We start from the raw sequence: 24,359 nt of genomic DNA on the forward strand, positions 1-24,359 counted from the left end.
AGGCGCTCCGCTCCGGCGGGGCGCCTCTTCTTTTGGACAGCGCCCCTAGGACTGCGCGTCCAAGCCCTGCTCGACGGCCAGGGCGAGGTCGAGGGCGCGGATCGCCTCGTCCGCCGTCACCACCGGCCGCGGCGCCTCGCCCCGCACGGCGGCGATGAAGCCGGCGACGCTGACGCCCAGCGGATCCTTGGCCGCCGGCGTATCCGCGTAGTCGGGGTTGAAGGCGAAGGGCGTGGTGTTGCGGAACGTGCGCGCCAGGAAGTCGATCTCCACCTCGCCCGAGGGGAAGACCACCCGCATGGTCCGCTTGCGCGCCTCGGCGATGCGGCTGACGTCGAAGATCGCCGTGAAGCCGTCGTCGAAGGTGACCTCGGCCTGGGCGGTGTCCCAGAGGCCGGTGGCGGCCAGGCGTCCCTCGCCTTCGGCGGTCACCGGCTCGGCGTCGGAGAGCGAGAGCGCCAGGTCGATGTCGTGGATCATCAGGTCGAGGATGGCCGAGACGTCCTGGCTGCGCTCCGACGGCGTGCCGTGACGCAGCGCCTCGAGCCGGAGCGGCTGCTCCGGGGCGTCCAGCAGGCCCATCGCCTGGAAGGTGACGCGCTCCTGATGGCCGCAGGCGACGATGACGCCCTTGGCGCGGGCGGCCTCACGGATCTTCTCGCCGTCGGCGACGCTGACCGCGATCGGCTTCTCGACGTAGATCGGCTTGCCGGCCGCGATCGCCGCCAGGGCGTGCTCGGCGTGCAGCACGGCGGGCGAAGCCACCGTCACCACGTCCACCGCCTCGAGGAAGGCGTCGAGATCGGTGAAGCCGCGGCCGCCCAGCGGCATGGCCACCTTGGCGGCCCGCTCGGGGATCGGATCCAGCACGGCCGACAGCGTCACGCCGCCCAGCTTCGCGTACTGGTTGGCATGGTAGCCGCCGAACACGCCTGCGCCGATGACGCCGCCCCGCAAAGACTCAGCCATGGATGCCTCCGGTTCGGCGGCAGGGCCTAGCAGGCGCGGCCCCTCGACGCCACCCGGGCGCACGAGCTAAACAGCCGTTTAAAGGGCCGCGCCGCGAGCGCGTGAGGAGGAACCCATGACGACCGTCAAAGAGATCCGGCTGAAGAGCCGCCCCGTGGGCATGCCCACCCGTGACAACTTCGAAACCGCCACGGTCGAGCTGCGCGCCCCGGGGCCGGGCGAAGTCCAGGTGAAGAACCTCTGGATGACCGTCGACCCCTACATGCGCGGCCGCATGAACGACGTGAAGAGCTACGCCCCGCCCTTCCAGCTCGGCAAGGTGATGGACGGCGGCGCCATCGGCCAGGTGGTCGCCTCCAACGACCCGAGCCTCAAGGAAGGCGACCTCGTCCAGTCCGGCTACGGCTGGCGCGAAGGCTACACCGCGCCGGCCAACACGGTGCAGAAGCTCGACACCAAGGGCCTGCCCGTGCAGGCCTTCCTCGGCGTCGCGGGCATGCCGGGCCTGACCGCCTATGCCGGCCTGCTGCGCGTCGCAGGTCTGAAGGACGGCGACGTGGTGTTCGTCTCCGGCGCCGCCGGCGCGGTCGGCTCGCTGGTCTGCCAGATCGCCAAGGCCAAGGGCCACAAGGTGATCGGCTCGGCCGGCGGCCCGGAGAAGGTGGCCTTCCTCAAGAGCATCGGCGTCGACCACGCCATCGACTACAAGGCCGAGAAGGACCTCACCGCCGCGGTCCTCGCCGGCGCGCCGGAGGGCATCGACGTCTACTTCGACAACGTCGGCGGCGCCCACCTCGAGGCGGCCCTCAACACCGCCCGCCTGTTCGCCCGGTTCGCGATCTGCGGGATGATCTCGATCTACAACGCCACCGAACCGCCGCCCGGCCCGCGCAACCTCGCCCAGCTGATCGGCAAGAACATCCGCATGGAGGGCTTCATCGTCTCCCATCACTCCGACCTGCTGCCGAAGTTCGTCGAGGACCTCTCCGGCTGGGTGAAGGAAGGCAAGGTGAAATGGCAGGAGACCGTGTTCGAGGGCATCGACAAGGCGCCCGACGCGTTCCTGGGGCTGTTCTCCGGCGAAAACACGGGCAAGATGCTCGTCAAGCTGGCCTGAACCGGAGCCACACGCGGGGGGCGTTGGACCGGACGGGCCCAGAGTCTAGAAGCCTCGGTCCGTCCTAACTGGAGCCCCGCGTGCCGCGCCTGTTCAGCGCCTACATCATCGTCGACTGGAGTGCGGCGGCGAAGCCGACCACGGGCGCGGATTCCATCTGGATCGGCGTGCTGAAGCGCGACCTGCGCTTCCGCATGGCCTTCGAGAGCTACAATCCGCCGACGCGCGCGGAGGCCGAGAAGCGGCTCGCCGTCATCCTCGACGACTTGAAGAAGCGCGGCGAGCGCGCCCTCCTCGGGTTCGACTTCCCGCTGGGTTTCCCGCGCGGCTTCGCCCCGGCGCTGAAGCTCACCGGCGAACCGACCTGGCGGGCGGTCTGGGATCAGCTCGACAAGATGGTCAAGGACAAGGCCGACAACACCAACAACCGCTTCGGGGTCGGCTCGGAGATCAACCGCCGCCTGACCGGCGGGCCGTTCCCTTTCTGGGGCTGCCCGCCGAAGGACGCGCTCACCACCCTCCAGCCCAAGCGCACCCGCGCGCACGGCCCGGACGACCTGCCGGAGTTCCGGCACGCGGACCTCGCCGCCAAGGGCGCGGCCTCGATCTGGAAGCTCTACTACAACGGCTCCGTCGGCGGCCAGGCGCTGCTCGGCATCCCGGCCGTGCGGCGGCTCAAGCTGGCCCGCGGCGAGGCGATGAAGGTCTGGCCGTTCGAGACCGGCTTCAAGCCGCTGACCGAGGCGGACCTCGCCGGCGTCGAGATCGTCGCGGCCGAGGTCTATCCCTCGCTGCTCAAGCCGGAAGGCGCGCCCGGTGAGGTCAAGGACCTGGTGCAGGTGCGGGCCACGGCCGAGCACTTCGCGCGCCTGGACGAGGCGAACAAGCTCGGCGCCGTCTTCGGACCGCCGAAAGCTGCGGCGGCCGACGCGGTGCTCGACGCCGAGCGCGAGGAAGGCTGGATCCTCGGCGCCGGCTAGGCTTGGCCTTGTCGCCAGCCTGAGGTCAGATGCCCCCGTCGCGGCTGGGGAGTCTTGGACATGCGCAAGGTGGTGGTGGTGGCGGCGGCGCTCCTCGCCGCATCCTGTTCCCGCAGGCCCGAAGACGTGCCGGTCACGCGTGCGCCGGACGTGGGCTGGGCCTTCTACGGCGGCGACGCGGGCGGCCAACGCTATTCGCCGGCCGGCCAGATCACCCCGGACAACGTCAAGGAGCTGAAGGTCGCCTGGACCTACTCCACCGGCGAGGCGGCGCGCCACGACCTGAAGCGGGCGTCGTTCGAGACGACGCCGATCCTCGCCAACGGCCGTCTCTACGCCTGCTCGCAGTTCGACGCGGTGTTCGCGGTCGACCCGGCGACGGGAAAGCCCTTCTGGTCGTTCGATCCCAAGGTCGATCCGAAAGTCCGCTATCCCAACGACTTCACCTGCAGGGGCGTGACCTACTGGCGGGACACGAGCGTGGCCGACAACGTCCGCTGCTCCGAGCGCATCTATGTCGGGACCGTCGACCGCCGCCTGATCGCGCTCGACGCGGCGACCGGCGCGCCCTGCGCCGGCTTCGGCCGCAGCGGGACGGTGGACGTGGGCGCGGGCGTGGTGCTCGCGCACAGCGGCCAGATGCAGATCACCTCGCCGCCGGTGATCGTCGGCGACACGCTCATCGTCGGCTCCTCGCTCGACGACAACCAGCGGGTCCGGGAAGTCCCGGGCTCGGTGCGCGCCTACGACGTGCGCACCGGCGCGCCGAAGTGGAGCTTCGATCCGCTGGCCAGCGCCGCGCCGGGCACGGTGGCGGGGGCGGCCAACGCCTGGGCTCCGATGTCGGTGGACGCCGCGCGCGGCCTCGTGTTCGTCCCGACCACCAGCCCAAGCCCGGACTTCTTCGGCGGCGCGCGCAAAGGTCCCGACGGCCAGGCGAACTCCGTGGTCGCCCTGGAGGCCGCCACCGGCCACGTGGCCTGGGCCTTCCAGACCACCCACCACGACGTCTGGGACTACGACATCCCAGCCCAGCCGACCCTCGCCGACGTCGGCTACGGCGGCCGCAGCACGCCGGCCGTCATCCAGGCCACCAAGCAGGGACTGATCTTCACCCTCGCCCGCGACACCGGCGCGCCGGTGATCCCGGTGGTCGAACAGCCCGTGCCGCAGGGCGGCGCGCCGGGCGAGGCGCTGTCGCCCACCCAGCCGTTCCCCGTCGCCCCGAAGCCGCTCGGCCCCGCCACCATCAAGCCCGAGGACGCCTATGGCCTAGGGCCGATCGGGCGCGGCGCCTGCCGCAAGCTGATCGCCGGAGCGCGGTTCGAGGGGATGTACACCCCGCCCTCGACCCAAGGGACGCTGGTCTATCCGTTCACCGGCGGCGGCGTGAACTGGGGCGGGCTGGCCTTCGACGCCGCGCGCCAGGTGGCCTACGTCAACACCTCCAACGCCCTGCATCGCGTGACCCTGATCCCGGCCGACAAGGTAGCGGCGGCCAGGCGCAGCGAGCCGAACAAGGAGATCTCGCCGCAGACCGGCGCGCCGTTCGGTATGCGCCGCGAGGCCCTGCTCTCGCCGATCGGCCTGCCCTGCAACCCGCCGCCCTGGGGGCAGCTGCACGCCATCGACATGAAGACCGGCAAGATCCTCTGGCAGGTCCCGCTCGGCACCACCCGCGACCTCGCGCCGGGTTCGCAGCTCATCCTGCGCGGGACCGGCACGCCGAACTTCGGCGGCCCGATCGCCACCGGCTCCGGCCTCGTCTTCATCGGCGCGGCCATGGACAACTACCTGCGGGCCTTCGACGCCAGGACCGGCAAAGAGCTCTGGCGCGGCCGCCTGCCGGCCGGCGGCCAGGCGACGCCCATGACCTATGTCTGGCAGGGGCGTCAGTACGTGGTGATCGCCGCCGGCGGCCACTCGAAGTCGAACACCAAGCGCGGCGACACTCTGGTCGCCTACGCCCTGCCCGGCCCGCTCCGCTAGAGGGACCGGCGGCTTAGCATCCAGAAGCGGCCGAGCAGGAGCACGCCGGAAAGGAAGCTGGCGATTACCACGGCCAGGGCGATGCCCTGCACGCCCATGTGCATCGGGATGGCCAGCCACCAGGCGAGCGGGGCCATGACCACGATGTAGCTCGTCAGGTGGGTGCCGGTGGGCAGCCACACATCGCCCCGGGCGCGCAGCGCCATGGCCGCGACGACCTGCAGGGCGTCGGGCAGGAACATCAGCGAGGCGAGCGCCAGGGCGGGGACGGCCATGGCCAGGGTCTGGGCGTTCTCGGTGTAGCCGCGCGACAGGAGCTCGGCGTTCGGCCAGACGAAGGCCGTCACCAGCACGCCGAACACGGCCGTGACGCTGAAGGTGACCGCGCCGGCGCGGTTGACGCCGGCCTCGTCGCGGGCGCCGTAGGCCCGGCCGACCAGCACCGCGGTGGCGGTCGCCAGGCCCAGCGGGACCATGAAGACGATGGCCGCCACATTGAGCACGATGGCCCAGGCCGCCACGGCGAGGCCGCCGATCCAGCCGGCGATGACGTTCATGCTCGAGAACGAGGCCACCTCGAAGAAGTTGGAGACGCCGGCGCCGAAGCCGATCCGCCGTTGCTCGGCCTCGGCCGCCCGGTTGCGCTCGGGCTTGGTGAAGACTCCAAGCGCCCGCGCCTCGGGCATCAGGGCGATGTAGGCCAGGGTCGCGACCGCCAGAAAGGTCCGCGCGCCGGTGGTCGCCCAGGCGCCGCCCATCGCGCCGAGGGCCGGCAAGCCGAAGGTCCCGGGCACCAGCAGGAGGTCGAGGCCGAGGTTCACGGCGTTGGCGGCCCACATCGCCCAGGCCGCGGGGCCGGGCTTGGAGAGGCCCTCGAGCCAGAAGCTCGCGGCGACGCTGATCGCGTAGCCCGGCAGGGACAGGCAGAAGACGAGGAGCACCCTCGCCGCCCCGTCGGCCAGGTCCGGCTGCAGGCCGATGGCGTGCAGGAACGGCGGCCCGCCCAGCGCCAGCAGCAGGGTGGAGACGAGGCCGATCCAGAGGCTGTAGGCCAGGCCGCGGCGCAGCACGGCGCCGGTCTCGGCGCGCCGCCCCTCGCCGATGGCGCGGGCGGTCATCACCTGCACCCCGGTGAGCAGGCCGACGCACATGGTGACCACCACGCTCGTCGGCGCCCAGGCGAGCGCGTGGTAGCCGAGCTGGGTCGCCGAATAGCGGCCGACGACGATGGCGTCGGAGAGGCCCATCACCATGATGCCCAGGCGCGCGAGCACGACCGGCCCCGACAGCTTCAGGAGCTGGGCCAGGTCTCGACGGACGAGCTGGGCGCGCACATCCGCGGGGGACGGCGCCGTCTGGGCCGCTGGGCGGTCCATGGGAAGCCTCGGGTTTCGGCGAAGCGGGGGAGACTGAAGTAGGGACCCGCTCACCGCAAGTGAAGCTTCTCGCCGTCAGGCGGAGGAGTGGAAGGCCGCCTCCGGCGGCGCGGGCGTTCGGGCCGCTGGATCCAGCGGCGGCAACTCGTAGCCGATCAGCCGGCAGATGCGGGCGATCTGGGTTTCGACGGGCTCGTCCTCGAAGCCGTCCAGTTCGGCCTCGGCGTCCAGCACCTTGTCGAGCCGCTCGAGGACGTCCTCGGCGTCGTCGTCCGCCGGCTCGTACTCACTCCAGACGAGACGGGCGATGGTGGCCTTGACCTGCGTCTTGCGGCGCGTGCGGCGGGCCTTCTGCTGTTCGACCACGAAGCCGGCGTCCTCGCGCGCGGCGCGCTCGGCGCTGCGCTCCAGGCGCTCGTGCAGCGCCAAGGTCTGGCGCAGGCCTCGTCCCATGCGGTGGCAAGCATCGGCCAGGCGGACCTTGGCCTCCGGCTCCTCCGCCGCCAGCGCGGCGCCGTGCAGGTCGCGCGCCAGGGACAACGCCAGCTCGGCGAACGCCCCCAACATCTCCAACCTGCGATCGCCAATGGCCTCGGACATGAACAAAAGAAGAACATACGTTCCGCGGACCGGCAAGGGATTTCGCGAAAATCTTGCAGCCCGACCTGCCTCCGCCGGTCGCCCTGCTGCGGAGGCGGCTTGCCCGCCTCCACCCCCGCCGTTGCGCGGCGCCGGCTTCGGCGGGCGGTCCCCTCCGGCCGCTTTGCGGCGGAGGAAGGAGGGGCGGCGTTCCCTGCGGCCCGGGCCGATGGGGGCTGCAAGGAACGAAGATCAAGCTGAGCCGTTCGAGGCCAAGGGGGAGCATCCGCCTGACTCCCGAGCTCCGAGGGAGGAGTCGCGCCTTGCCAGCCACGCTCAACGTCATCTTCGGGCCCTGCGCCGCAGGGAAGACCACCTATGCCCACGCCTTGGCCCGCCGCGAGGGCGCGGTCCCCTTCGTCCTCGACGAGTGGGGCGCACGCCTGTTCGGCCCCGACCTCCAGGGTCCGATCGAGTTCGCCTGGATGATGGAGCGCCTCGGCCGCTGCAACGCGCTGATCTGGTCCACGGCCGAGGCCGTGCTGGCCGCCGGGACCTCGGTGGTCCTCGACACGGGCGGCATGCGGCGGGCGGACCGCGATCGGATCCGCGAGATGGCCGAGGCGAAAGGCCTGTCCCTGCAGTGGCACTTCGTCGACGCGCCGCAGGAGGTCCGCCGCGCCCGCGTCCTCGACCGGAACACGGCCAAGGGCGAGACCTTCGTCATGGAGGTGACGCCGGAGATGTTCCAGATGCTCGAGGCCATCTACGAGGCCCCCGCGCCGGCCGAGCTCGAGGGCGCGGTGCTGAGCGCCAGCGACCACGTGACGGCCGCCCTCGCAGCGGAGCAGCCCGAGGCGACGCACTAGCCGAGCCGTGCGCGGCGGCCGGCGCCGAGGCGGCGCCCCGCGTGGCTGCCGGGGCCGCGATGTCGGCTGGCCGGGCGCTCGTTCGTCGTTCCGGTGGAAACGAGCGGAGAGGAAAGCAATATGCGCCGGAACGGCCAGCCCGGGCGGAGGGACGCCACGGTCGCGCGACAATCGGGACGCGAGCTCGTCGTCACGCGGACGTTCGACAGCCCGACGCAGGCGGTGTTCGAAGCCTGGACGCGGCCTGAGCTCTTCAGGCTGTGGTGGGCGCCGAAGTCGATGGGCGCGGTGCTCAGCGCCTGCGAGATCGACGCCCGCACGGGCGGGGGCTACCGGCTCACGTTCGGCGACGGCGCATCGGACTCGGCGAGCTTTTTCGGCAAGTACCTCGAGGTGACACCCCCGTCGCGCCTGGTCTGGACCAACGAGGAGAGCGAGGGCGGGCCTGTGACGACCGTGACCTTGGAGGATCGGCGCGAGCGGACGCTGCTGGTCCTGAGCGAGCTCTATCCCTCCGCCGAGGCCGTGCCCGATGCCGCCGGCATGCAGGCGATGGCGGCCGAGCAGTTCGACCAGCTGGATGAGCTCCTCGCGTCGCAGCGCCGAACCGCCTGAGCGAGCGTCCGAAGAAAGCCATCGAAAGAAAAATGTCGGGTCCTGTCGTGGGCGTCCGTCATCCTGGCGACCGGGGGGCGTTCGGCCGGCCGGCGAAGACGGAGACCATCGATGCACTATCTTCTGATCCTCCACGTGGACGAGTCCGGGTGGCTGGAGCTCACGCCTGAGGAACGGTCGCTTCGGACGGCGGAATACATGGCGTTCAACGAGGCCCTGCAGACAGCCGGCGCGCTGGTGTCCACCGGCCGGCTGACTCCCAGCCGGAGCGGCCGGACCCTGACCACCAAGGGCGGCCGGCCGATCGTCACCGATGGCCCGTTCGCCGAGACCAAGGAACAGGTGGGCGGCTACTACCTGATCGAGGCCGCCGACCTCGCGAGCGCGAGCCAGTGGGCGGCGCGCTGCCCGACCGTCGGACACGGCGCGGTGGAGCTGCGGGAGGTGATGGCCGCGCCATCGTGACGCTGGCCGGGCCGTTCAGCCGCGGAGGTCGGCGGCCCGGGTTTCGACGGCCTCCGCGAGGACGTCCGCGACGCGGCGCACGCGGGCGACGCGCCGGACGTCGGCCCGGACGACGAGCCAGATCGGCTGGCTCCAGACGCGGTCGGCCGCGGGATCGACGCGGACGAGGCCGGGAGCTCCCTCGCCCAGGTAGAGCGGCAGCATGGCGATGCCCGCGCCGGCCGCGGCGGCGGCGGCCTGGGCGGCGAAGGCGCCGCAGCGCAGGGTCGGCGGCTGGCCGCCCATGAGCTCGCGCAGGCGGGCCGCACCCGGCGCGATCCTGGCCATGTCATCGCTGAAGCCCACGAACCGGCGGGTCTGCGCGGGCGTGGCGGCGAGGTAGCCCGGCGCGGCGTAGAGGCGGTAGCCGACCTCGCCGATCTGCCGGGTCAGGGCCTCGTCGTCGGCCGGGCGGCCGAAGCGGATGGCGATGTCCGCCTCGCCCTTGGAAAGCTGGACGTTGCGATCCTCGCCCACCAGTTCGAGCCGAAGCGAGGGGTGGGCCGCGGCCAGGGCGGCGAGCGGGGCGGCCAGGATGCGTTCGCCGAAGGAGGCGAGCGAGCTGATGCGGACGGGACCGGCCAGCTCCTCGCCGACCTCCACCGCCCGGCGCAGGGCATGGCTGGCGAGATCCATGCGCTCGGCCTCGCTCGCGGCGGCGGCGCCGGCGGGGGTCAGGACATAGCCGTCGGGCCGGCGCTCCAGCAGCGGACGGCCGCCGAGCGCCGCCTCGAGGGACGTCAGCCGCCGGCCGACCGTCGTGTGATTGACCCCGAGTTCGCGCGCGGCGCCGGAGAAGCTGCCGGCGCGCGCCACCGCCAGGAAGACGCGGACGTCATCCCAGTCGATCTCGGCCGACACCGTGCGTTCCTGCACATCCATTGTGCGATCATCGCGAATTTTCGCGCAGGCCGCCAGCCCTCACCTTCCCGTCAGCCAACAGGAGACCCCTTCGATGTCCACATACCCCCTCGCCCTGGCCGGCGGCCTGATGCTGCTGGCCGCCGGGCCCGCGGCTCTCGCCCAACCTGCACCCGCGCCTGCACCCAAGTTTTCATCCGGGCCTTCATCCGGGCCCATCACCCTGCGCGACCTGCGCGGCGCGAGCGCGCGCCCCGTGATCGATCCGGCCTCCGCGGCGCTGGTGATCATCGACGCGCAGCAGGAGTACGTCCGCGGCCCCCTGGCGCTGGAAGGCATGCCGCAGGCCCTGGCCGAGATCCGCCGCCTGCGCGCCTGGGCGGCCGCGCACCATGTGCCGGTGATCCACGTCCAGCAGGTGAGCCCGCCAGGCTCGGCGGTGTTCGCCGCCGGCAGCCCGGGCGACGAGATCCTGCCCGAGGCCGCGCCGGCGCCGGGCGAGCCGGTGGTGACGAAGCTCTACCCCAACGCCTTCAACAAGACCGACCTGCAGCCTCTGCTGCAGAGGCTCGGCCGCCGACAGCTGATCCTCACCGGGTTCATGGCCCACATGTGCCTGGACTCCACGAGCCGGGCCGCCTTCGACCTCGACTACCAGGTGTTCGTGGTCGCCTCCGCCACGGCCGAGCGGGCGATCCCGGGGCCGGACGGCAGCGTGCTGAGCGCGGCGGACCTGCGGCGCGCGACCCTCACCGCCCTCAACGACCGCTTCGCCTGGGTGCTGCCGAGCGCGGCCGCCCTCGAGGCCGGGGAGTAGCCGTCATGCCGATGATCGACGCCGTGATCCCCGAAGGCGCGCTGACGCCCGCGGCCGAGGCCGTGCTGATCAGGGAGGTGACCGACATCCTGCTCGCCCACGAGGAGGGGCTGGACCCCGGCAACGCCCGCGCCCAGGCGGTGAGCGTCCTCTTCCTGCACCGGCCGCAGGTGTTCGTGGCCGGCGCGCCGGCGGATGCGCCGCGCTACCGGTTCATCCCGCAGGTCCCCGACGGCCAGTACGGCGACGGGGCGCGGTTCGCCAGCCTGGTGCGCCAGATCACCGAGGCGGTGGCCCGGGCCGAGGCGGCGCCGTTCGACGCGGTGAGCCCGCGCGTCTGGGTGTTCCCGGCCGAGATCGCCGATGGGCGCTGGGGCGCCCGCGGGGTCGTTCGCCGGCTGCCGGACATCGTCGGCTACCTGCTGGGCGAGGCCGCAGCGCCCGCCGCGGCGGCGAGGCTGGAGAGCCTGCAGCGCCAGCGCGCGCTCACCCTGCTGCGCCAGGCCCTGGGGCCGGCGGAGTCCTAGACCGCCTGGGCGGCGCGTCGGGAGACCTCGGTGCGGTCTTCCTTGAGCTTCTCGGCGACAAGGAAGGCCAGCTCCAGCGCCTGCTCGCCGTTGAGGCGCGGGTCGCAATGGGTGTGGTAGCGGTCCGCGAGATCGCCCTCGGACAGGGCGCGGGCGCCGCCGAGGCACTCGGTGACGTTCTGGCCGGTCATCTCCAGGTGCACGCCGCCGGGATGGACGCCCTCGGCCTTGCAGATCTCCACGAAGCTGCGGACCTCGGACAGGATCCGGTCGAAGGGCCGGGTCTTGTAGCCGTTGGCCGCCGTCAGGGTGTTGCCGTGCATCGGGTCGATCGCCCAGACCACGTTGCGGCCCGAAGACCGGGTCGCCTTCAGGAGGCGCGGCAGGCGGTCCTCGATCTTGTCGAAACCGAAGCGGCCGTAGAGCGTCAGGCGGCCAGGCTCGTTGCGCGGGTTGAGGGTGTCGACGAGACGCAGGACGTCGTCGGCCTCCATGGTCGGGCCGCACTTCACGCCGATCGGGTTCTTGATGCCCTTGAAGTACTCGATGTGGGCGCCGTCGAGCTCGCGCGTGCGCTCGCCGATCCACAGGAGGTGGGCCGAGGTGTCGTACCAGTCGCCCGAGGTGCTATCGACCCGGGTCATGGCCTCCTCGAAGTTCAGCAGCAGGCCCTCGTGGCTGGTGAAGAACTCCACCTGGTGCAGGTCGCGCTGGGTCTCGGGCGTCACCCCGATGGCGGCCATGAAGGTCAGGGCCTCGGAGATCTTCTCGGAGAGCTCGCGGTAGCGGGCGCCCTGCGGGCTGTCGGAGACGAAGCCCAGGGTCCAGCGGTGGATGTTGTAGAGGTCGGCGTAGCCGCCGCCGGCGAAGGCGCGCAGCAGGTTGAGGGTCGCCGACGACTGGGCGTAGGCCTGCATCAGCCGCTGCGGGTCCGGCGTGCGCGACTCCGAGGTGAAGTCCATGCCGTTGATGTTGTCGCCGCGGTAGGACGGCAGGGTGACCTCGCCCTGGGTCTCGACGGGCGAGGAGCGCGGCTTGCCGAACTGGCCGGCCATTCGGCCCACCTTCACCACCGGCTTGCCACCGGCGAAGGTCAGCACCACCGCCATCTGCAGGATCAGGCGGAAGGTGTCGCGGATGTTGTCGGCGTGGAATTCCTTGAAGCTCTCGGCGCAGTCGCCGCCCTGCAGCAGGAAGGCGCGGCCCTCGGCCACCTCGCCCAGCAGGGACTTCAGGCGGCGCGCCTCGCCGGCGAACACCAGGGGCGGCATGCCACGTAGGGTCTGCTCGACCCGCGAGAGGGCCGCCTCGTCCGGATAGTCCGTCGGAATGTGCTTGGCGGGCTTCGACCGCCAGGATGCCGGCGTCCAGTGCTCGGTCATGGCCTTCCCTACTCCACGCCCCCTCTTGTGCGCCCTTGAGGGAGCGCTGTTTGGCGAGGGCCGCTTCTAGTCGATGTAGGGCGTCAGGTCGATGCTTAGGAGGGAGCGGGGCCGCGCAGCAGCGCCGCACCCACCGCCGCCAGCCCGCCCAGGGCGAGCCACCACTCCTGCCAAACGCCGAAGTTGAGCGCGCCGAACAGGAGATAGACCGTGCAGGCGGCGACGACGCCGGCGGTCGGCGCGTCCGCTTCCTCGCGGGCCAGGCGGTTGAGGGTCAGGGCGAAGAAGGCCGCGGCGAGCACGGCGCCGACGCCGCCGAGCTCCAGCCAGACCTGCAGGGCGTCGTCGTGCGGGTGGAGCACGATGCCCGGGCTGAACATCCGGCTGGCGTCGAGCCCCCAGCCGCGGATCGGATGGTCGAGGGTCCAGTCCACGGCGTGGCGCCAGTAGTCCATGCGCATGGACCAGGAGAGCTCGACCCTGTGCTGGAGGGTTTCATAGAGCCCCGCGGCGCGGACGCCGAGGATCACCAGCGGCGCGGCGAGCCAATAGACCACCGCGCCGGCGGCCAGGGCGCGCGGCCCGCCCTTCGGCCAGCGCCAGGACGCCAGGCCGACGATGACGGCGAGGAAGATGGCCAGCGCCGGCGCCTCGCCCTTGAACCTGAGGCCGGCGAGGATCGCGCCGGCCGCCATCGGCAGCACGACCCAGGGCGTCACCCGCGCCCGCAGCGCCGCGGCGAAGGCCAACGGGGTCAGGAGCGCCAGGACGAAGGCGGAGTGGGCGACCTTGGTCTGGGAGATGTCGTGGCGGATCGGGCCGTAGAACTTCAGGTGCAGGGTCTCGAAGATGCGCGCATCAGCGACCACCTCGGCAAGGAGCAGGACGCCGAACAGGGCCGTGCCCCAGGCGAGCACCTTCAGGGCGAGCGTCCTCAGCCGCGGGTCGGCGGCGCGGGCCGCGCACATGGCCGACCAGAACAGCGGCAGCTCGAAGGCGAGCTTGAGGGCGGTGTTATTGCCGGGCTTGGAGGGATGGTACGGGCTCCAGGCCGTGGACATGGCCGCCCAGACGAGCGCGGTCAGCAGCACCACCGCCTGTGGCCGGTCCTCATCGGCGATCCGCAGGGCCGGCAGGCAAAGAAGGCCCATCAGGCCGACCAGCACCGCAAAGCCCATCGGCCCCAGCCAGCCGAGCAGCGGGGTCAGCGCCAGGCCGCCGACCACCACCCAGCCGCACCACCTGGACAGGCTGACGCCGCGGGCCCCCACCGCCTGCGCCTCCGTCACGCGGCCTGGCCCAGGCCCTGCGGCACGTGCTTCTCGCGCATGGTGACCAGCTCCTCGGCGAGGGTGGGATGCACCGCGCAGGTGGAATCCCACTGCTGCTTGGTGACGCCCATCTTCATGGCGATGGCCGCCATCTGGATCATCTCGCCGGAGTCGGGGCCGACAATGTGGCAGCCGACGACCCGTTGGCCCTCGGCCTCGACGACCAGCTTCATCAGGCACCGCTCGTCGTCGTTGGCGAAAGCGGTCTTCATCGGCCGGAAGCGGGTCATGTAGATGTCGACCTTGCCGTACTTGTGCCGGGCGTCGGCCTCCGACAGGCCGACGGTGCCGACCGGCGGCTGGGAGAAGACGGCGGAGGCGACCATCTCGTGGTCGAAGCTCGTCGGCTTGCCGTAGAACTCGGTGTCGGCGAAGGCGTGGCCCTCGCGGATCGCCACCGGCGTCAGGTTGATGCGGTCGGTGACGTCGCCCACGGCCCAGATGTTGGCGACGTTGGTGCGGGAGTATTCGTCGACCATCACCGCGCCGCGCTCGTCGAGCTTCACGCCGGCGGCCTCGAGGCCGAGGCCCTCGACGTAGGGCTCGCGGCCGAGGGCGAACATGACCACGTCGCTCTCGCAGAAATGGCCGTTGGCCAGGCGGCTGACGAGGCCGGTCTCGGTCTTCTCGATGGCGGTGTGCTGGGTCGAGAGGATGACCTTGATCCCGCGCCGGCCCATCTCCTCGGCGACATGGGTGCGGATGTCGTCGTCGAAGCCGCGCAGGATGTTCGGACCGCGATGGACCAGGTGAACCTCCGCACCCAAGCCGGCGTAAATGCAGGCGAATTCGACGGCGATGTAGCCGCCGCCGGCGACCACGACCCGCTTCGGCAGCTCGGTCAGGTGGAAGGCCTCGTTGGAGCTGATGGCGTGCTCGACGCCGGGCAGCTCCTTGGGCATCCAGGGCCGCCCGCCGGTGGCGATGAGGATCTTGTCGACGCTCACCGCGCCGCGGCCGACGACCTCGACGGTGTGGGCGTCGAGGATCCGCGCCTTGCCGTGCACCAGCTCGGCGCCGGCGTTCTCGAGGTTGCGGACATAGATCCCCGAAAGGCGGGCGATTTCCTTGTCCTTCGCCTTGAGGAACTCGGTCCAGTCGAAGGTGGCGTTCTCGACGGTCCAGCCGTAGCCCTTGGCGATCTCGAAGCTGTGGGCGTACTCCGAGGCGTAGACCATCAGCTTCTTGGGCACGCAGCCGCGGATCACGCAGGTGCCGCCGACGCGGTGCTCCTCGGCCACCAGCACCCTTGCGCCGGACAGCGCCGCCAGCCGCGCGGCGCGCACGCCGCCCGAACCGGCCCCGATCACGAAGAGGTCGTAGTCGTATTTCGCCAAGGGAAGCTCCTCGAACAGCGGCCCTGAATGGAGATGGGGCGGCGCCGACCCAGTGCAAACTCGCGGGCTATCTAGACCGATGCGCCGGCCCGCTCCTAGCCCTCGCCCTCAGTTGGTTCCCGCCCCTCGCGCCAGGCGGCGTCGCGCTTCAGGCGCTTCTTGACGTCCATGCGCTTGGCCAGGCTGTCGTAGGCCTTGCGGGCGCGGCGCTCGAGGCGCTGGCCGGGCGTGCCGGTGGCCTCCTTCTCCTCGAAGCGGTCCTCGCCGATGGTCGAGTTGAAGGCCGGGTTGGGCAGCACCGGCCAGGGCCGCACGGCCAGGATGTCGAGCCCGTGCCGCCAGGAGCGGTTCATGGCCACGTCCACCGGATAACGGATCGGCCGGCCATAGCTCATGAACCGCCGCGCGCCCTCGGCGGTGATCACATAGGCGAGGTTGGAGTTGACCACATTGTGGTGGCGCACCAGCGCCGAGGCCTCGGTCAGCGGCAGGATGGCGGTGAAGTCCTTGGTCAGCGGCTCGGAGATGCCGAGCTTGATCATCTCGTAGGGCGGCAGGACCTTGTCGGCGATGCCGTCGAGGACGGCGGGCAGCTCCTCGCCGGCCAGCAGGTCGTCCTCCATGACCAGGGCCTGGGAATGCCCCTCGGCGAGCATCCGCTCCAGCACGTTCCAGTGCGAGAGATAGCAGCCGACCTCGGCGGCGGAGAGCGGCTTGGGCGCCCGGCGCAGGCGGCCCGGCGCATCCACCAGCCGGGCGATCTCCTCGGCGGGCAACTTGCGGCCGTCGACCGCCTCCACGAAGGTCGGCGTCAGGCCCACCCGCCGCAGCTGGGCGGCCGCCGCCTCGCGCCGCTCGGGGCTGGTCTTCAGGTTGATGACGAAGATCGGATGCGACCACATCGGCGGGGGCCTGGAACGCCTCAGGGCTCGAGGCGGATCACGCCGTCGACCGTGCCCACCAGGGCCAGGTCGGCGAGGTCGAGGAACAGGCCGTGGTCGACCACGCCGGTGACGCTCTTCAGCGCCGCGGCGAGCGCGGCGGGATCCTCGATGCGGCCGCAGGCGGCGTCGTAGATCACGTTCCCGCCGTCGGTCAGCACCGGCGCCCCGTCCTTCATCCGCAGGCGCGGGGCGACGCCGATGTCGCATTCGGCCAGGGCGTCGCAGAGGCGAAGCTGGGTGGTCTTGTGTCCGAAGGCGACCACCTCGATCGGCAGGGGGAACTTGCCGAGCAGGGGGACCTGCTTGGCGGCGTCGGCGATGACGACGCAGCGCTTCGAGGCCTCCCACACCAGCTTCTCGCGCAGCAGGGCCGCGCCGCCGCCCTTGATGAGCGACAGGCCGGGCCCGATCTCGTCCGCGCCGTCCACCGTCAGGTCGATCTCGCGCGTCTCGCCGAGCTCGGCGATCCGGAGCCCGAGGCCGGCGGCCAGGTCGGCGGTCGCCACCGAGGTGCAGACGCAGGTGACGTCGAGCTTGCGCGCGGCCAGCGCCTTGACGAACCAGGCGGCCGTCGAGCCGGTGCCCAGGCCCACCACCATGCCGCTCTCGGCGAGCTCCGCCGCGGCCTCGCCGGAGGCGCGCTTCTGGGCGTCCACGTCGCTCATCACTTGCCCTTTTTCGCGGCCTTCTCGGCCGATTTCGCCTTGCGGAACTCCGCCGCCCAGCCGGCCTTCTCCACCTGCCGGCCGCGGCCGAGCGCCAGGGCGTCGGGCGCGACGTCGGCGGTGATGGTCGAGCCGGAGCCCGTATAGGCGCCCGCCCCGATGGTCACCGGGGCCACGAGGGAGGAGTTGGAGCCGACGAAGGCGCCCTCCCCCACATGGGTGTCGTATTTGAAGAAGCCGTCGTAGTTGCAGAAGATGGTGCCGGCGCCGATGTTCGCGCCCGCCCCGACCGTGCCGTCCCCCAGATAGGCGAGGTGGTTGGCCTTGGCGCCCTTGCCGACGGCGACCTTCTTGACCTCGACGAAGTTGCCGATGTGGGCCTCCTCGCCGATGTCCGCGCCGGGGCGCAGCCGGGCATAGGGACCGATCAGGGCGCCTTCGCGCACCACCGCCCCCTCGAGGTGGCTGAAGGCGCGGATCACGGCGCCCGTCTCGACCGTCACGCCGGGGGCGAAGACCACGAACTGCTCGACCGTGGCGCCCGGGGCGATCTTCGTGTCCCAGCTGAAGTGGACGGTGTCCGGCGCCATCAGGGCCACGCCCTCGGCCAGGAAGTGGGCGCGCCGGCGCTGTTGGAAGATCGCCTCGGCCTGGGCGAGCTGGAGGGGCGTGTCGCAGCCCATCACCGCGCTCTCCGGCGCGGAGTGCGCCCGCACCAGGCCGCCGTCGCCGACGGCGAGGCCGACCACGTCGGTGAGGTAGTACTCCTGCTTGACGTTGTCGTTGCCGACGCGGGCCAGCCAGCCGAACAGCTTCGCCCGGTCGGCGACCATCATGCCGGCGTTACAGCACTTCACCGCCTTCTCCTCGGGCGTCGCGTCGCGCGCCTCGACGATGCGGATCACATGGCCATCGGCGCCCTTGATCACGCGGCCATAGAGCAGCGGATCGACCGGCTCGAAGGCCATCAGGGCGACGTCGGCCCCGTTGGCGCGCAGGGCGAACAGGGGCTGCAGGTCCTCGGGGCTGAGCAGCGGGGCGTCGGCATAGGTGATCAGCACGTCGCCCTCGAAGTCGGCCAGGGCGTCACGTGCGGCCAGGACGGCGTGCGCGGTGCCGAGCGGGGTCTCCTGAACGGCCACGGCGGCCTCGCCCAGCCGGTCGACGACCCGCGCCCGGACTTCGGGGCTGTGGGTCCCGACCACCACCACGATGCGTTCGCAGCCGGTCGCCTGGACGGTATCGATCATGCGGTCGAGCAGCGGGCGGCCGCCGACCTTGTGCAGCACCTTGGGCGTCTTGGACTTCATGCGCGTCCCCTGGCCTGCGGCCAGGATGACGGCTGCGCGGGCGCTCATGGGCGGACTGCCTCCAAACGAGTCATCGAGAACCCGCACCGATTACCAGCCCTTGTGACCGGCGGCGAGAAGCGGCTAGCGTCGCCGTTCCAGTACCGGGGGATTTTTCCACATGACCAGCCGCGTCCGCCTCGCCGCCCTGCTGTCCGCCTGCGCGCTGGGCGCGTTCACCGCCGCCCACGCCGCCGCACCGCCGACGCAGAAGGATCTGGAGACGAGGCTCGACGCCGCCGTCGATCCCGCCGAGATGGGCCGCTGGCTGAAGCAGATGGCCGCCGAGCCGAACCATGTGGGCTCGGCCCACGACAAGGCCAACGCCGAGTGGATGAACGCCCAGTTCAAGGCCTGGGGCTGGGATTCCAAGATCGAGACCTTCTGGGTGCTCTACCCGACGCCGATCTCCGAGGCGCTGGAGCTGGTCTCCGGGCCCGGCGCCGGCTTCAAGGCCACGCTGCAGGAGCCGCCGATCCCCGGCGACGAGAGCTCCGTGCGCGGCCAGGCCAGCGCCCTGCCGGCCTACGTCGCCTTCCAGGGCGATGGCGACGTCACCGCGCCGGTCGTCTACGTGAACTACGGCATGCCCGCCGACTACGACGCGCTGGAGCGCATGGGCGTGTCGGTGAAGGGCAAGATCGTCATCGCCCGCTACGGCCAGGGCTGGCGGGGCTTGAAGCCCAAGCTCGCCCAGGATCACGGGGCGGTGGGCTGCATCATCTATTCGGACCCGCGCGACGACGGCTATTCGACGGACGACGTCTATCCGAAGGGCGCGGCCCGCCCGCCGCATGGCTTCCAGCGCGGCTCGGTGGCCGACATGACGCTCTATCCGGGCGATCCGCTGACCCCGGGCGTGGGGGCGACCAAGGACGCCAAGCGCCTGACCCGGGAAGAGGCCCAGACGGTCCTCAAGATCCCGACCCTGCCGATCTCCTACGCCGACGCCCAGGTGCTGCTGCAGGCGCTGGACGGGCCGGTGGCGCCGGGAAGCTGGCGCGGGTCGCTGCCGATCACCTACCACGTGGGCGGCGGCGAGCAGGCCAAGATCCACCTGGCGGTGAAGTCGGACTGGTCGCTGAAGCCGCTCTACGACGTGGTCGCCACCCTGAAGGGCCGCGAGAAGCCCAACGAATGGATCGTCCGCGGCAACCACCACGACGGCTGGGTGATGGGCGCGTCGGATCCGCTGTCCGGCCAGATCGCCGAACTCGCCGAGGCCAAGGCGCTGGGCGCGTTCTACAAGGCCGGCTGGAAGCCGAAGCGGACCATCGTCTACACGAGCTGGGACGGCGAGGAGCCGATGCTGCTCGGCTCCACCGAATGGGCCGAGACCCACGCCGCCGAGCTCAAGGCGAAGGCGCTCATCTACATCAACTCGGACGGCAACGCCCGCGGCTTCCTGGGCGCGGAGGGCAGCCACGAGTTCCAGCACTTCGTGAACCAGGTGGCCGCCGACGTGAAGGATCCGGAAACCGGGGCCAGCGTCGGCCAGCGGCTGCGCGCCCGGCTCGCCGTCAGCGCCAACGATCCCGGCGCCAACGAGCAGGCCAAGGCGCTGGGCAAGGTGGCCGCCGACCCGACCAAGGACCTGCTGATCGGCCCGCTCGGCTCGGGGTCGGACTATTCGACCTTCCTGCAGCACCTGGGCGTGGCTTCGCTGAACATCGGCTACGGCGGCGAAGGGGAGAGCGCCGGGGTCTATCACTCGCTCTACGATGACTACGAGCACCACAGCCGGTTCGTCGACCCGGGCTTCGCCTATGACGCGACGCTCGCCCGCACCGTCGGGCGGATGGTCGTCCGGCTGGCCGACGCCGACCTGCCGGTGCAGCGCTACGGCGATTTCGCCGACACCGTGGGCCGCTACCTCGACGAGGTGAAGAAGCTCGCCGACAGCAAGCGCGACGAAGCCGCCGCCCAGGCCAAGCTGCTGGCGGCCAAGGCCTACGACCTGGCGGCCGACCCGACGGAGAGCCACGCGCCGCCGAGCGCCTACGAGCTGTCGCCGCCCCTGCCCTTCGCCCCGCTGGACGCCTCGGTCGCCAAGCTGAAGGCCAGCGCCAAGGCCTTCGACGACGCGCTCGCCGCCAAGGGCCCCTCGCTCTCCAAGGCGCAGAAGGACCAGGTCGAGGCGATCACCCGGCCGATCGCCCAGACCCTGCTGCGCGACGAAGGCCTGCCCGGCCGCCCCTGGTACAAGAACATGGTCTATGCCCCCGGCCGCTTCACCGGCTATGGCGCCAAGACCCTGCCGGGCGTGCGCGAAGCCATCGAGGAACGTCGCTTCGCCGACGCGAGCGCCTATATCGGTCTGACGGCCAAGGCCTTCGACGCCTACGCCGCCCAGCTCGACAAGGCGACCGCGATCCTCAATGGCAAATGACACGACCTCGGACCTGACCGCTCTCCCGGACGTCCTCCGCGGCGCGGTCATCGCCTTCGACCTCGACGGGACCCTCGTCGACACCGCCCCCGACCTCGTCGGCACGCTGAACGTCATCCTGGCGCAGGAAGGGATCGCCCCCCTGCCGATGGCGGAGGCGCGGCCGCTGATCGGCCACGGCGCGCGGCGGCTGCTGGAGCGGGGCTTCGAGGTGGCGAACGCCCCCCTGGCGCCGGAGCGCACGCCGGAGATCTTCGATCGCTTCCTGGCCCACTACCTGGCCCACATCGCCGACGAGAGCCGGCCCTTTCCCGGCGTCGTCGAGGCGCTGACCCGCCTGCGGGCCGCCGGGGCGAAGCTGGCGGTGTGCACCAACAAGCCCGGCGACCTGGCCCGCGTGCTCCTCGACGCGCTGGAGATCAGCCAGCTGTTCGAGGCCATTGTCGGGCCCGAGGCTGCGCCCGCCCGCAAGCCGGACGGGCGTCATCTTGAGGCCGCCGTGGCGGCGGCGGGGGGCGCCCTGCCCCGCGCGGTCATGGTCGGCGACGCGGACACCGACGCCGGCGCTGCGCGGGCGGCCGGCGCGGCCCTGGTGCTGGTCAGCTTCGGCTACACCCAGGTTCCGGCGGCCGAGCTCGAGCCCGATGTGCTCATCGACCACTTCGACGAGCTGCCGGACGCCTGCGTTCGGCTCCTCAGCGCTTGCGGAGCGTGAGCCTCCCGGCTATACGCCCCATCCTTCCTGCCGGCGGATGCGTAGCTCAGCGGGAGAGCACCTCGTTCACACCGAGGGGGTCACAGGTTCAATCCCTGTCGCATCCACCATTCCTTCCCTTCATTCGAGCCGCCGGCGGCCTGCCCGGGATCGCCCGCGTCGGGATTGTCGCGGGGCCGCGCCTGGCCTTATGCACGGCGGCGTCTGAAGGGGGACAGCCATGACAGCGAACGGCGTCACGGGCACGGCGGGCAACAGCCCGGTCTCGTTCGGCCGCTACACCTACGGCTTCGACCGCGTCCGCGTCATGCAGTGGGGCGAGGGCGCGGCCCTGCGCGTCGGCAGCTTCTGCTCGCTGGCCGAAGAGATCACCTTCATCCTGGGCGGCAACCACCGCACGGACTGGATCTCCACCTATCCGTTCGGGCACATCCATCAGGCCGAGCTCGGCGATCCGCAGGTCGCTGGCCACCCGGCGACGCGGGGCGACATCGTGATCGGCCATGACGTCTGGCTCGCCCACGGCTGCACGATCATGTCCGGCGTCACCATCGGCGACGGCGCTGCGGTGGGCGCGCGGGCGGTGGTCAGCCGGGACGTGCCGCCTTACGCCATCGTCGCCGGCAATCCGGCCGAGGTGGTGCGCTTCCGCTTCGACGAGGAGGTCCGCGAGTTGTTGCTGGCGCTGCGCTGGTGGGACCTGCCGCTGGAGACCATCCGCGAGCTGACCGCGACGCTCTGCTCTGCGCCGACGCCGGCGCTACTGCGGGAGCTGATCGCCCGGCACCGGCCGGAGCTGGGCGGCTAGAGGGCCCCGGAACCGCGATCTCGGACCAGCCTTGCTGCCCGGCCAAGGCTGCGCCTATCGTCGCGGCCTGTCGGCGATGGGGGCCCTGATGTCGAAGATCGGAATGGCGGCCGCGTTCGGCCTGATGCTCGCCGCAGGCCTCGCCCAGGCGCAACCTCAGCCGGCGCCGAGCCGAGCGCTGAAGGCCACGACGACCCTGACGTGCCCCGCCGGCCTTCCGGTGACGGCGCCGGCCGGCTGGACGCCCGTGCGCCGCGGGAGCGGCGGTCCGCTCGACGTCCCGGTCTTCCAGGCCGTCGTCACGGACCAGGGCGGCTTCATGTGCATGTACGGCAACCAGTACCTGATGTTCGCCTCGCCGGCCCACGGCTGCGCCCCGGCCAACCCGAGCGCCTGGCAGGGCGACCTCAAGGCGGTCTCGGCGATCACCTGCGGGACGCTGGACTTCTATGGCGGGGTCCATCCGGAAGCCTGCCAGGTCCGCTGCCAGCCCTAGGACGTGAGGGCCGATCAGGCCTCGCCGATCTCGGCGAGCAGCCGGCGCCGACGCGTGAGCACGATGCCGAGGTCGTAGGGAATCGCCACGGACTCCCTGAGCCGCATCCGGGTCCAGTGGGCCAGGGGCGCGCCGCCGCGGCCGGGCGCCACGGGACCGACCTGCGTCGCGACGCCGAGCGCGCCAAGCATCAGCCGGATGCGCGGCAGGTGATAGCGGTCCGAACAGACGACGCAGCCCGCCAGCGAGCGGGCGCGCACGAACCTGGCCGTGGCGACGACGCTCTGCAGGGTGTCGAGGCTCGCCTCGTCCAGCACCAGCCGTCCGGGATCGACGCCCAGGCCGGCGAGCCGCTCGGCCATCACCGCCGCTTCGCTCGGACCGTGCCGACCGATCCCGCCGGAGCAGAGGATCGGCGCGTCCGGCAGGGCCTCGGAGGCGGCGTGACCGTAGCCGATCCGGCGGGCCAGGCTCGGCGAGGGCCGTCCGTCGCGCAGCACCGCCGCGCCGAAGATCACGATCGCCGGGACGCCTCTCGTTTCGATCATGCCTCGAACATGCCGGGATCGCGGCGCAGCGTCATCGTCAATTCACTTGCATCGCCCGGGCCCGCTCCACATGACTGGGGGCTCGCCCTGCTGGAGACCGCTCCGGAGACAACCATGAGCACGGCCGAGATCGCAGCGCCGCCGGCGCGCCCGCCCCGCCACTATCCGACGCCGGCCGCCAAGTGCGCCGACCTCGTGGTCCATGTGGTCGGCCTGACCCTCGCCCTGGTGGGCGGCAGCGTGCTGCTCGGCCTGGCCATCGAGGCGCGCTCGATCAGCAAGGTGGTGGGCGTCTCGATCTACGCCGCCGGCCTGCTGGCCATGCTGGCCTTCTCGACCGCCTACAACTTCGCCAAGCCGCAATACCGGCCGACCCTGCGCCGGCTGGACCATGCGGGCATCTTCCTGATGATCGCCGGCTCCTACACCCCGTTCACGACCCATGCCCTCTCCGGCGCCTGGGCCTGGGGCATGACCGCGGCCGTCTGGTCGATCGCCGGCTTCGGGGCGCTCGGAAAGCTGTTCCTCACCCACGTGGACCGCAAGTTCTGGGTCGGGGTCTACCTGGCGCTGGGCTGGCTGGTGGTGGTCGCCATGAAGCCGATGATCGACGGGGTGACCTGGGTCGCCCTGCTTCTGCTGGGCGTCGGCGGCCTGCTCTACACGACGGGCGTGATCTTCTACGTCAACAAGCGGCTGAAGTTCTCGCGCGCCATCTGGCACGGCCACGTGGTGGCGGCCGCCGGTGCGCACTGGGCCGCGGTGCTCCTGGGCGTGGTGCTGGCGACCCGCTAGGGCGGCCTAGTTCGGGCCGGCCGCGCCGCCGGATTCGGAGTTCAGCGGCGGCTGGTGTTCCTCGATGAGGTCGATGCGCTCGGCCTCGCGCACGGCGCGGGTGACGTTGAGCCGCGTCAGGATCTTGGCCTTGGCGTAGGTCTGGCGCGCGCGCTCGAGCGCCCCGCGCCAGGTCTGGTTGGCCAGGTTGTCGGTCTCGCCCGCATAGACGATCCGCGGGCCGTCCTTGGTGAGCTCGGCGATCACGAAGTTGGCCCCGGCTGGCGGCAGGAACCGGTCCTCCTCCAGCGGCAGGTAGCGATAACGGGCGCCGGATTTGCCGGCGAGCTCGATCGGGCGGGTCAAACTCACTCTCCACAACCTTCGTCCTCGGGCCCCGCCCCGAAACCCCCGGGGA

General features: G+C 71.6%; 25 protein-coding genes and 1 tRNA gene. 14 read left to right on the forward strand and 12 right to left on the reverse strand.

Annotated elements, in window-relative coordinates:
- Nucleotides 1-45: 45 nt before the first annotated feature.
- Nucleotides 46-969 (reverse strand): Gfo/Idh/MocA family protein, encoded by a 924-nt coding sequence (locus tag DJ017_RS15195; protein WP_111529508.1) that lies wholly within the window; start codon nt 967-969, stop codon nt 46-48.
- Between the two features lie 115 nt (nt 970-1,084).
- On the opposite strand from DJ017_RS15195, the gene DJ017_RS15200 reads away from it, so the two are divergent.
- From DJ017_RS15200 to DJ017_RS15210, 3 genes are all read left to right on the forward strand, one after another.
- On the forward strand, nt 1,085-2,086 hold the full coding sequence (locus DJ017_RS15200) for an NADP-dependent oxidoreductase (RefSeq protein WP_111529509.1): 1,002 nt from the start codon (nt 1,085-1,087) through the stop codon (nt 2,084-2,086).
- Nucleotides 2,087-2,166: 80 nt separating this feature from the next.
- The gene (locus DJ017_RS15205; protein WP_111529510.1) at nt 2,167-3,066 is read left to right on the forward strand and encodes a cobalamin biosynthesis protein CbiG; all 900 of its coding nucleotides are present in this window, start codon (nt 2,167-2,169) and stop codon (nt 3,064-3,066) included.
- 60 nt (nt 3,067-3,126) lie between these two features.
- Nucleotides 3,127-5,055: a pyrroloquinoline quinone-dependent dehydrogenase gene (locus DJ017_RS15210; RefSeq protein WP_111529511.1), complete on the forward strand. Its 1,929-nt coding sequence runs from the start codon at nt 3,127-3,129 to the stop codon at nt 5,053-5,055.
- Here the strand turns inward: DJ017_RS15210 and DJ017_RS15215 are convergent.
- Nucleotides 5,052-6,431 carry an MATE family efflux transporter gene (locus DJ017_RS15215; RefSeq protein ID WP_111529512.1) on the reverse strand — a complete coding sequence of 460 codons (1,380 nt, stop codon included), beginning with the start codon at nt 6,429-6,431 and terminating at the stop codon, nt 5,052-5,054. The two genes, DJ017_RS15210 and DJ017_RS15215, sit on opposite strands and share 4 nt — an antisense overlap.
- Before the next feature lie 75 nt (nt 6,432-6,506).
- Nucleotides 6,507-7,031, reverse strand: coding sequence for a hypothetical protein (locus tag DJ017_RS15220; protein ID WP_133255463.1), 525 nt, complete (start codon nt 7,029-7,031; stop codon nt 6,507-6,509).
- Between the two features lie 302 nt (nt 7,032-7,333).
- On the opposite strand from DJ017_RS15220, the gene DJ017_RS15225 reads away from it, so the two are divergent.
- The 3 genes from DJ017_RS15225 (at nt 7,334) to DJ017_RS15235 (ending at nt 8,959) form a co-directional block, all read left to right on the forward strand.
- Nucleotides 7,334-7,879: an AAA family ATPase gene (locus DJ017_RS15225; protein WP_165830645.1), complete on the forward strand. Its 546-nt coding sequence runs from the start codon at nt 7,334-7,336 to the stop codon at nt 7,877-7,879.
- Nucleotides 7,880-7,999: 120 nt separating this feature from the next.
- The gene (locus DJ017_RS15230) at nt 8,000-8,494 is read left to right on the forward strand and encodes an SRPBCC domain-containing protein (protein ID WP_111529515.1); all 495 of its coding nucleotides are present in this window, start codon (nt 8,000-8,002) and stop codon (nt 8,492-8,494) included.
- A 111-nt stretch (nt 8,495-8,605) separates the two neighbouring features.
- Nucleotides 8,606-8,959, forward strand: coding sequence for a YciI family protein (locus DJ017_RS15235; RefSeq protein ID WP_111529516.1), 354 nt, complete (start codon nt 8,606-8,608; stop codon nt 8,957-8,959).
- 15 nt (nt 8,960-8,974) lie between these two features.
- On the opposite strand, the gene DJ017_RS15240 is transcribed toward DJ017_RS15235, so the two are convergent.
- The gene (locus DJ017_RS15240) at nt 8,975-9,880 is read right to left on the reverse strand and encodes a LysR family transcriptional regulator (protein ID WP_111529517.1); all 906 of its coding nucleotides are present in this window, start codon (nt 9,878-9,880) and stop codon (nt 8,975-8,977) included.
- 73 nt (nt 9,881-9,953) lie between these two features.
- Here DJ017_RS15240 and DJ017_RS15245 point away from each other — a divergent pair, with 73 nt between their 5' ends.
- Together DJ017_RS15245 and DJ017_RS15250 are read left to right on the forward strand one after the other, a co-directional pair.
- Nucleotides 9,954-10,676 carry a cysteine hydrolase family protein gene (locus DJ017_RS15245; RefSeq protein ID WP_227000160.1) on the forward strand — a complete coding sequence of 241 codons (723 nt, stop codon included), beginning with the start codon at nt 9,954-9,956 and terminating at the stop codon, nt 10,674-10,676.
- A gap of 5 nt (nt 10,677-10,681) precedes the next feature.
- Nucleotides 10,682-11,203, forward strand: a complete 522-nt coding sequence (locus DJ017_RS15250) for a Tautomerase enzyme (RefSeq protein WP_111529518.1) — start codon at nt 10,682-10,684, stop codon at nt 11,201-11,203.
- Here DJ017_RS15250 and DJ017_RS15255 read toward each other — a convergent pair.
- From DJ017_RS15255 to glmU, 6 genes are all read right to left on the reverse strand, one after another.
- The gene (locus DJ017_RS15255) at nt 11,200-12,585 is read right to left on the reverse strand and encodes a class II 3-deoxy-7-phosphoheptulonate synthase (RefSeq protein ID WP_111529519.1); all 1,386 of its coding nucleotides are present in this window, start codon (nt 12,583-12,585) and stop codon (nt 11,200-11,202) included. The two genes, DJ017_RS15250 and DJ017_RS15255, sit on opposite strands and share 4 nt — an antisense overlap.
- Nucleotides 12,586-12,680: 95 nt before the next feature.
- The gene (locus tag DJ017_RS15260) at nt 12,681-13,874 is read right to left on the reverse strand and encodes an O-antigen ligase family protein (protein ID WP_111529520.1); all 1,194 of its coding nucleotides are present in this window, start codon (nt 13,872-13,874) and stop codon (nt 12,681-12,683) included.
- Nucleotides 13,871-15,253, reverse strand: a complete 1,383-nt coding sequence (gene gor / locus DJ017_RS15265; RefSeq protein ID WP_111529521.1) for a glutathione-disulfide reductase — start codon at nt 15,251-15,253, stop codon at nt 13,871-13,873. The genes DJ017_RS15260 and gor overlap by 4 nt, the downstream gene beginning before the upstream one ends.
- A gap of 95 nt (nt 15,254-15,348) precedes the next feature.
- Nucleotides 15,349-16,155 carry a glycosyltransferase family 25 protein gene (locus tag DJ017_RS15270; RefSeq protein ID WP_111529522.1) on the reverse strand — a complete coding sequence of 269 codons (807 nt, stop codon included), beginning with the start codon at nt 16,153-16,155 and terminating at the stop codon, nt 15,349-15,351.
- A gap of 20 nt (nt 16,156-16,175) precedes the next feature.
- Nucleotides 16,176-16,862: a ribose-5-phosphate isomerase RpiA gene (gene rpiA, locus DJ017_RS15275; RefSeq protein WP_111529523.1), complete on the reverse strand. Its 687-nt coding sequence runs from the start codon at nt 16,860-16,862 to the stop codon at nt 16,176-16,178.
- Nucleotides 16,862-18,220 (reverse strand): bifunctional UDP-N-acetylglucosamine diphosphorylase/glucosamine-1-phosphate N-acetyltransferase GlmU, encoded by a 1,359-nt coding sequence (gene glmU, locus DJ017_RS15280; RefSeq protein WP_111529524.1) that lies wholly within the window; start codon nt 18,218-18,220, stop codon nt 16,862-16,864. The genes rpiA and glmU overlap by 1 nt, the downstream gene beginning before the upstream one ends.
- Nucleotides 18,221-18,332: 112 nt before the next feature.
- Here glmU and DJ017_RS15285 point away from each other — a divergent pair, with 112 nt between their 5' ends.
- From DJ017_RS15285 to DJ017_RS15305, 5 genes are all read left to right on the forward strand, one after another.
- Complete coding sequence (locus DJ017_RS15285; protein ID WP_111529525.1) at nt 18,333-20,600, forward strand: transferrin receptor-like dimerization domain-containing protein; 2,268 nt, start codon at nt 18,333-18,335, stop codon at nt 20,598-20,600.
- A 13-nt stretch (nt 20,601-20,613) separates the two neighbouring features.
- Nucleotides 20,614-21,315, forward strand: a complete 702-nt coding sequence (gene gph, locus DJ017_RS15290; RefSeq protein ID WP_111530132.1) for a phosphoglycolate phosphatase — start codon at nt 20,614-20,616, stop codon at nt 21,313-21,315.
- A gap of 35 nt (nt 21,316-21,350) precedes the next feature.
- A tRNA-Val gene (locus tag DJ017_RS15295) sits at nt 21,351-21,425 on the forward strand.
- 110 nt (nt 21,426-21,535) lie between these two features.
- On the forward strand, nt 21,536-22,123 hold the full coding sequence (locus DJ017_RS15300; RefSeq protein ID WP_111529526.1) for a CatB-related O-acetyltransferase: 588 nt from the start codon (nt 21,536-21,538) through the stop codon (nt 22,121-22,123).
- Nucleotides 22,124-22,211: 88 nt separating this feature from the next.
- Nucleotides 22,212-22,619, forward strand: coding sequence for a hypothetical protein (locus tag DJ017_RS15305; protein WP_133255464.1), 408 nt, complete (start codon nt 22,212-22,214; stop codon nt 22,617-22,619).
- A gap of 14 nt (nt 22,620-22,633) precedes the next feature.
- Here the strand turns inward: DJ017_RS15305 and DJ017_RS15310 are convergent, their stop codons facing one another.
- Nucleotides 22,634-23,167, reverse strand: coding sequence for a YdcF family protein (locus DJ017_RS15310; protein ID WP_111529528.1), 534 nt, complete (start codon nt 23,165-23,167; stop codon nt 22,634-22,636).
- Between the two features lie 114 nt (nt 23,168-23,281).
- Here DJ017_RS15310 and trhA point away from each other — a divergent pair, with 114 nt between their 5' ends.
- Nucleotides 23,282-23,962, forward strand: a complete 681-nt coding sequence (gene trhA, locus DJ017_RS15315; protein WP_111529529.1) for a PAQR family membrane homeostasis protein TrhA — start codon at nt 23,282-23,284, stop codon at nt 23,960-23,962.
- A gap of 6 nt (nt 23,963-23,968) precedes the next feature.
- Here the strand turns inward: trhA and DJ017_RS15320 are convergent, their stop codons facing one another.
- Entirely contained in the window at nt 23,969-24,307 is a 339-nt protein-coding gene (locus DJ017_RS15320) for a hypothetical protein (RefSeq protein WP_111529530.1), read from the reverse strand.
- Between the last annotated feature and the right edge of the window lie 52 nt (nt 24,308-24,359).

Origin of the sequence: Phenylobacterium soli, from assembly GCF_003254475.1 — a bacterium.
GTDB lineage: Bacteria > Pseudomonadota > Alphaproteobacteria > Caulobacterales > Caulobacteraceae > Phenylobacterium > Phenylobacterium soli.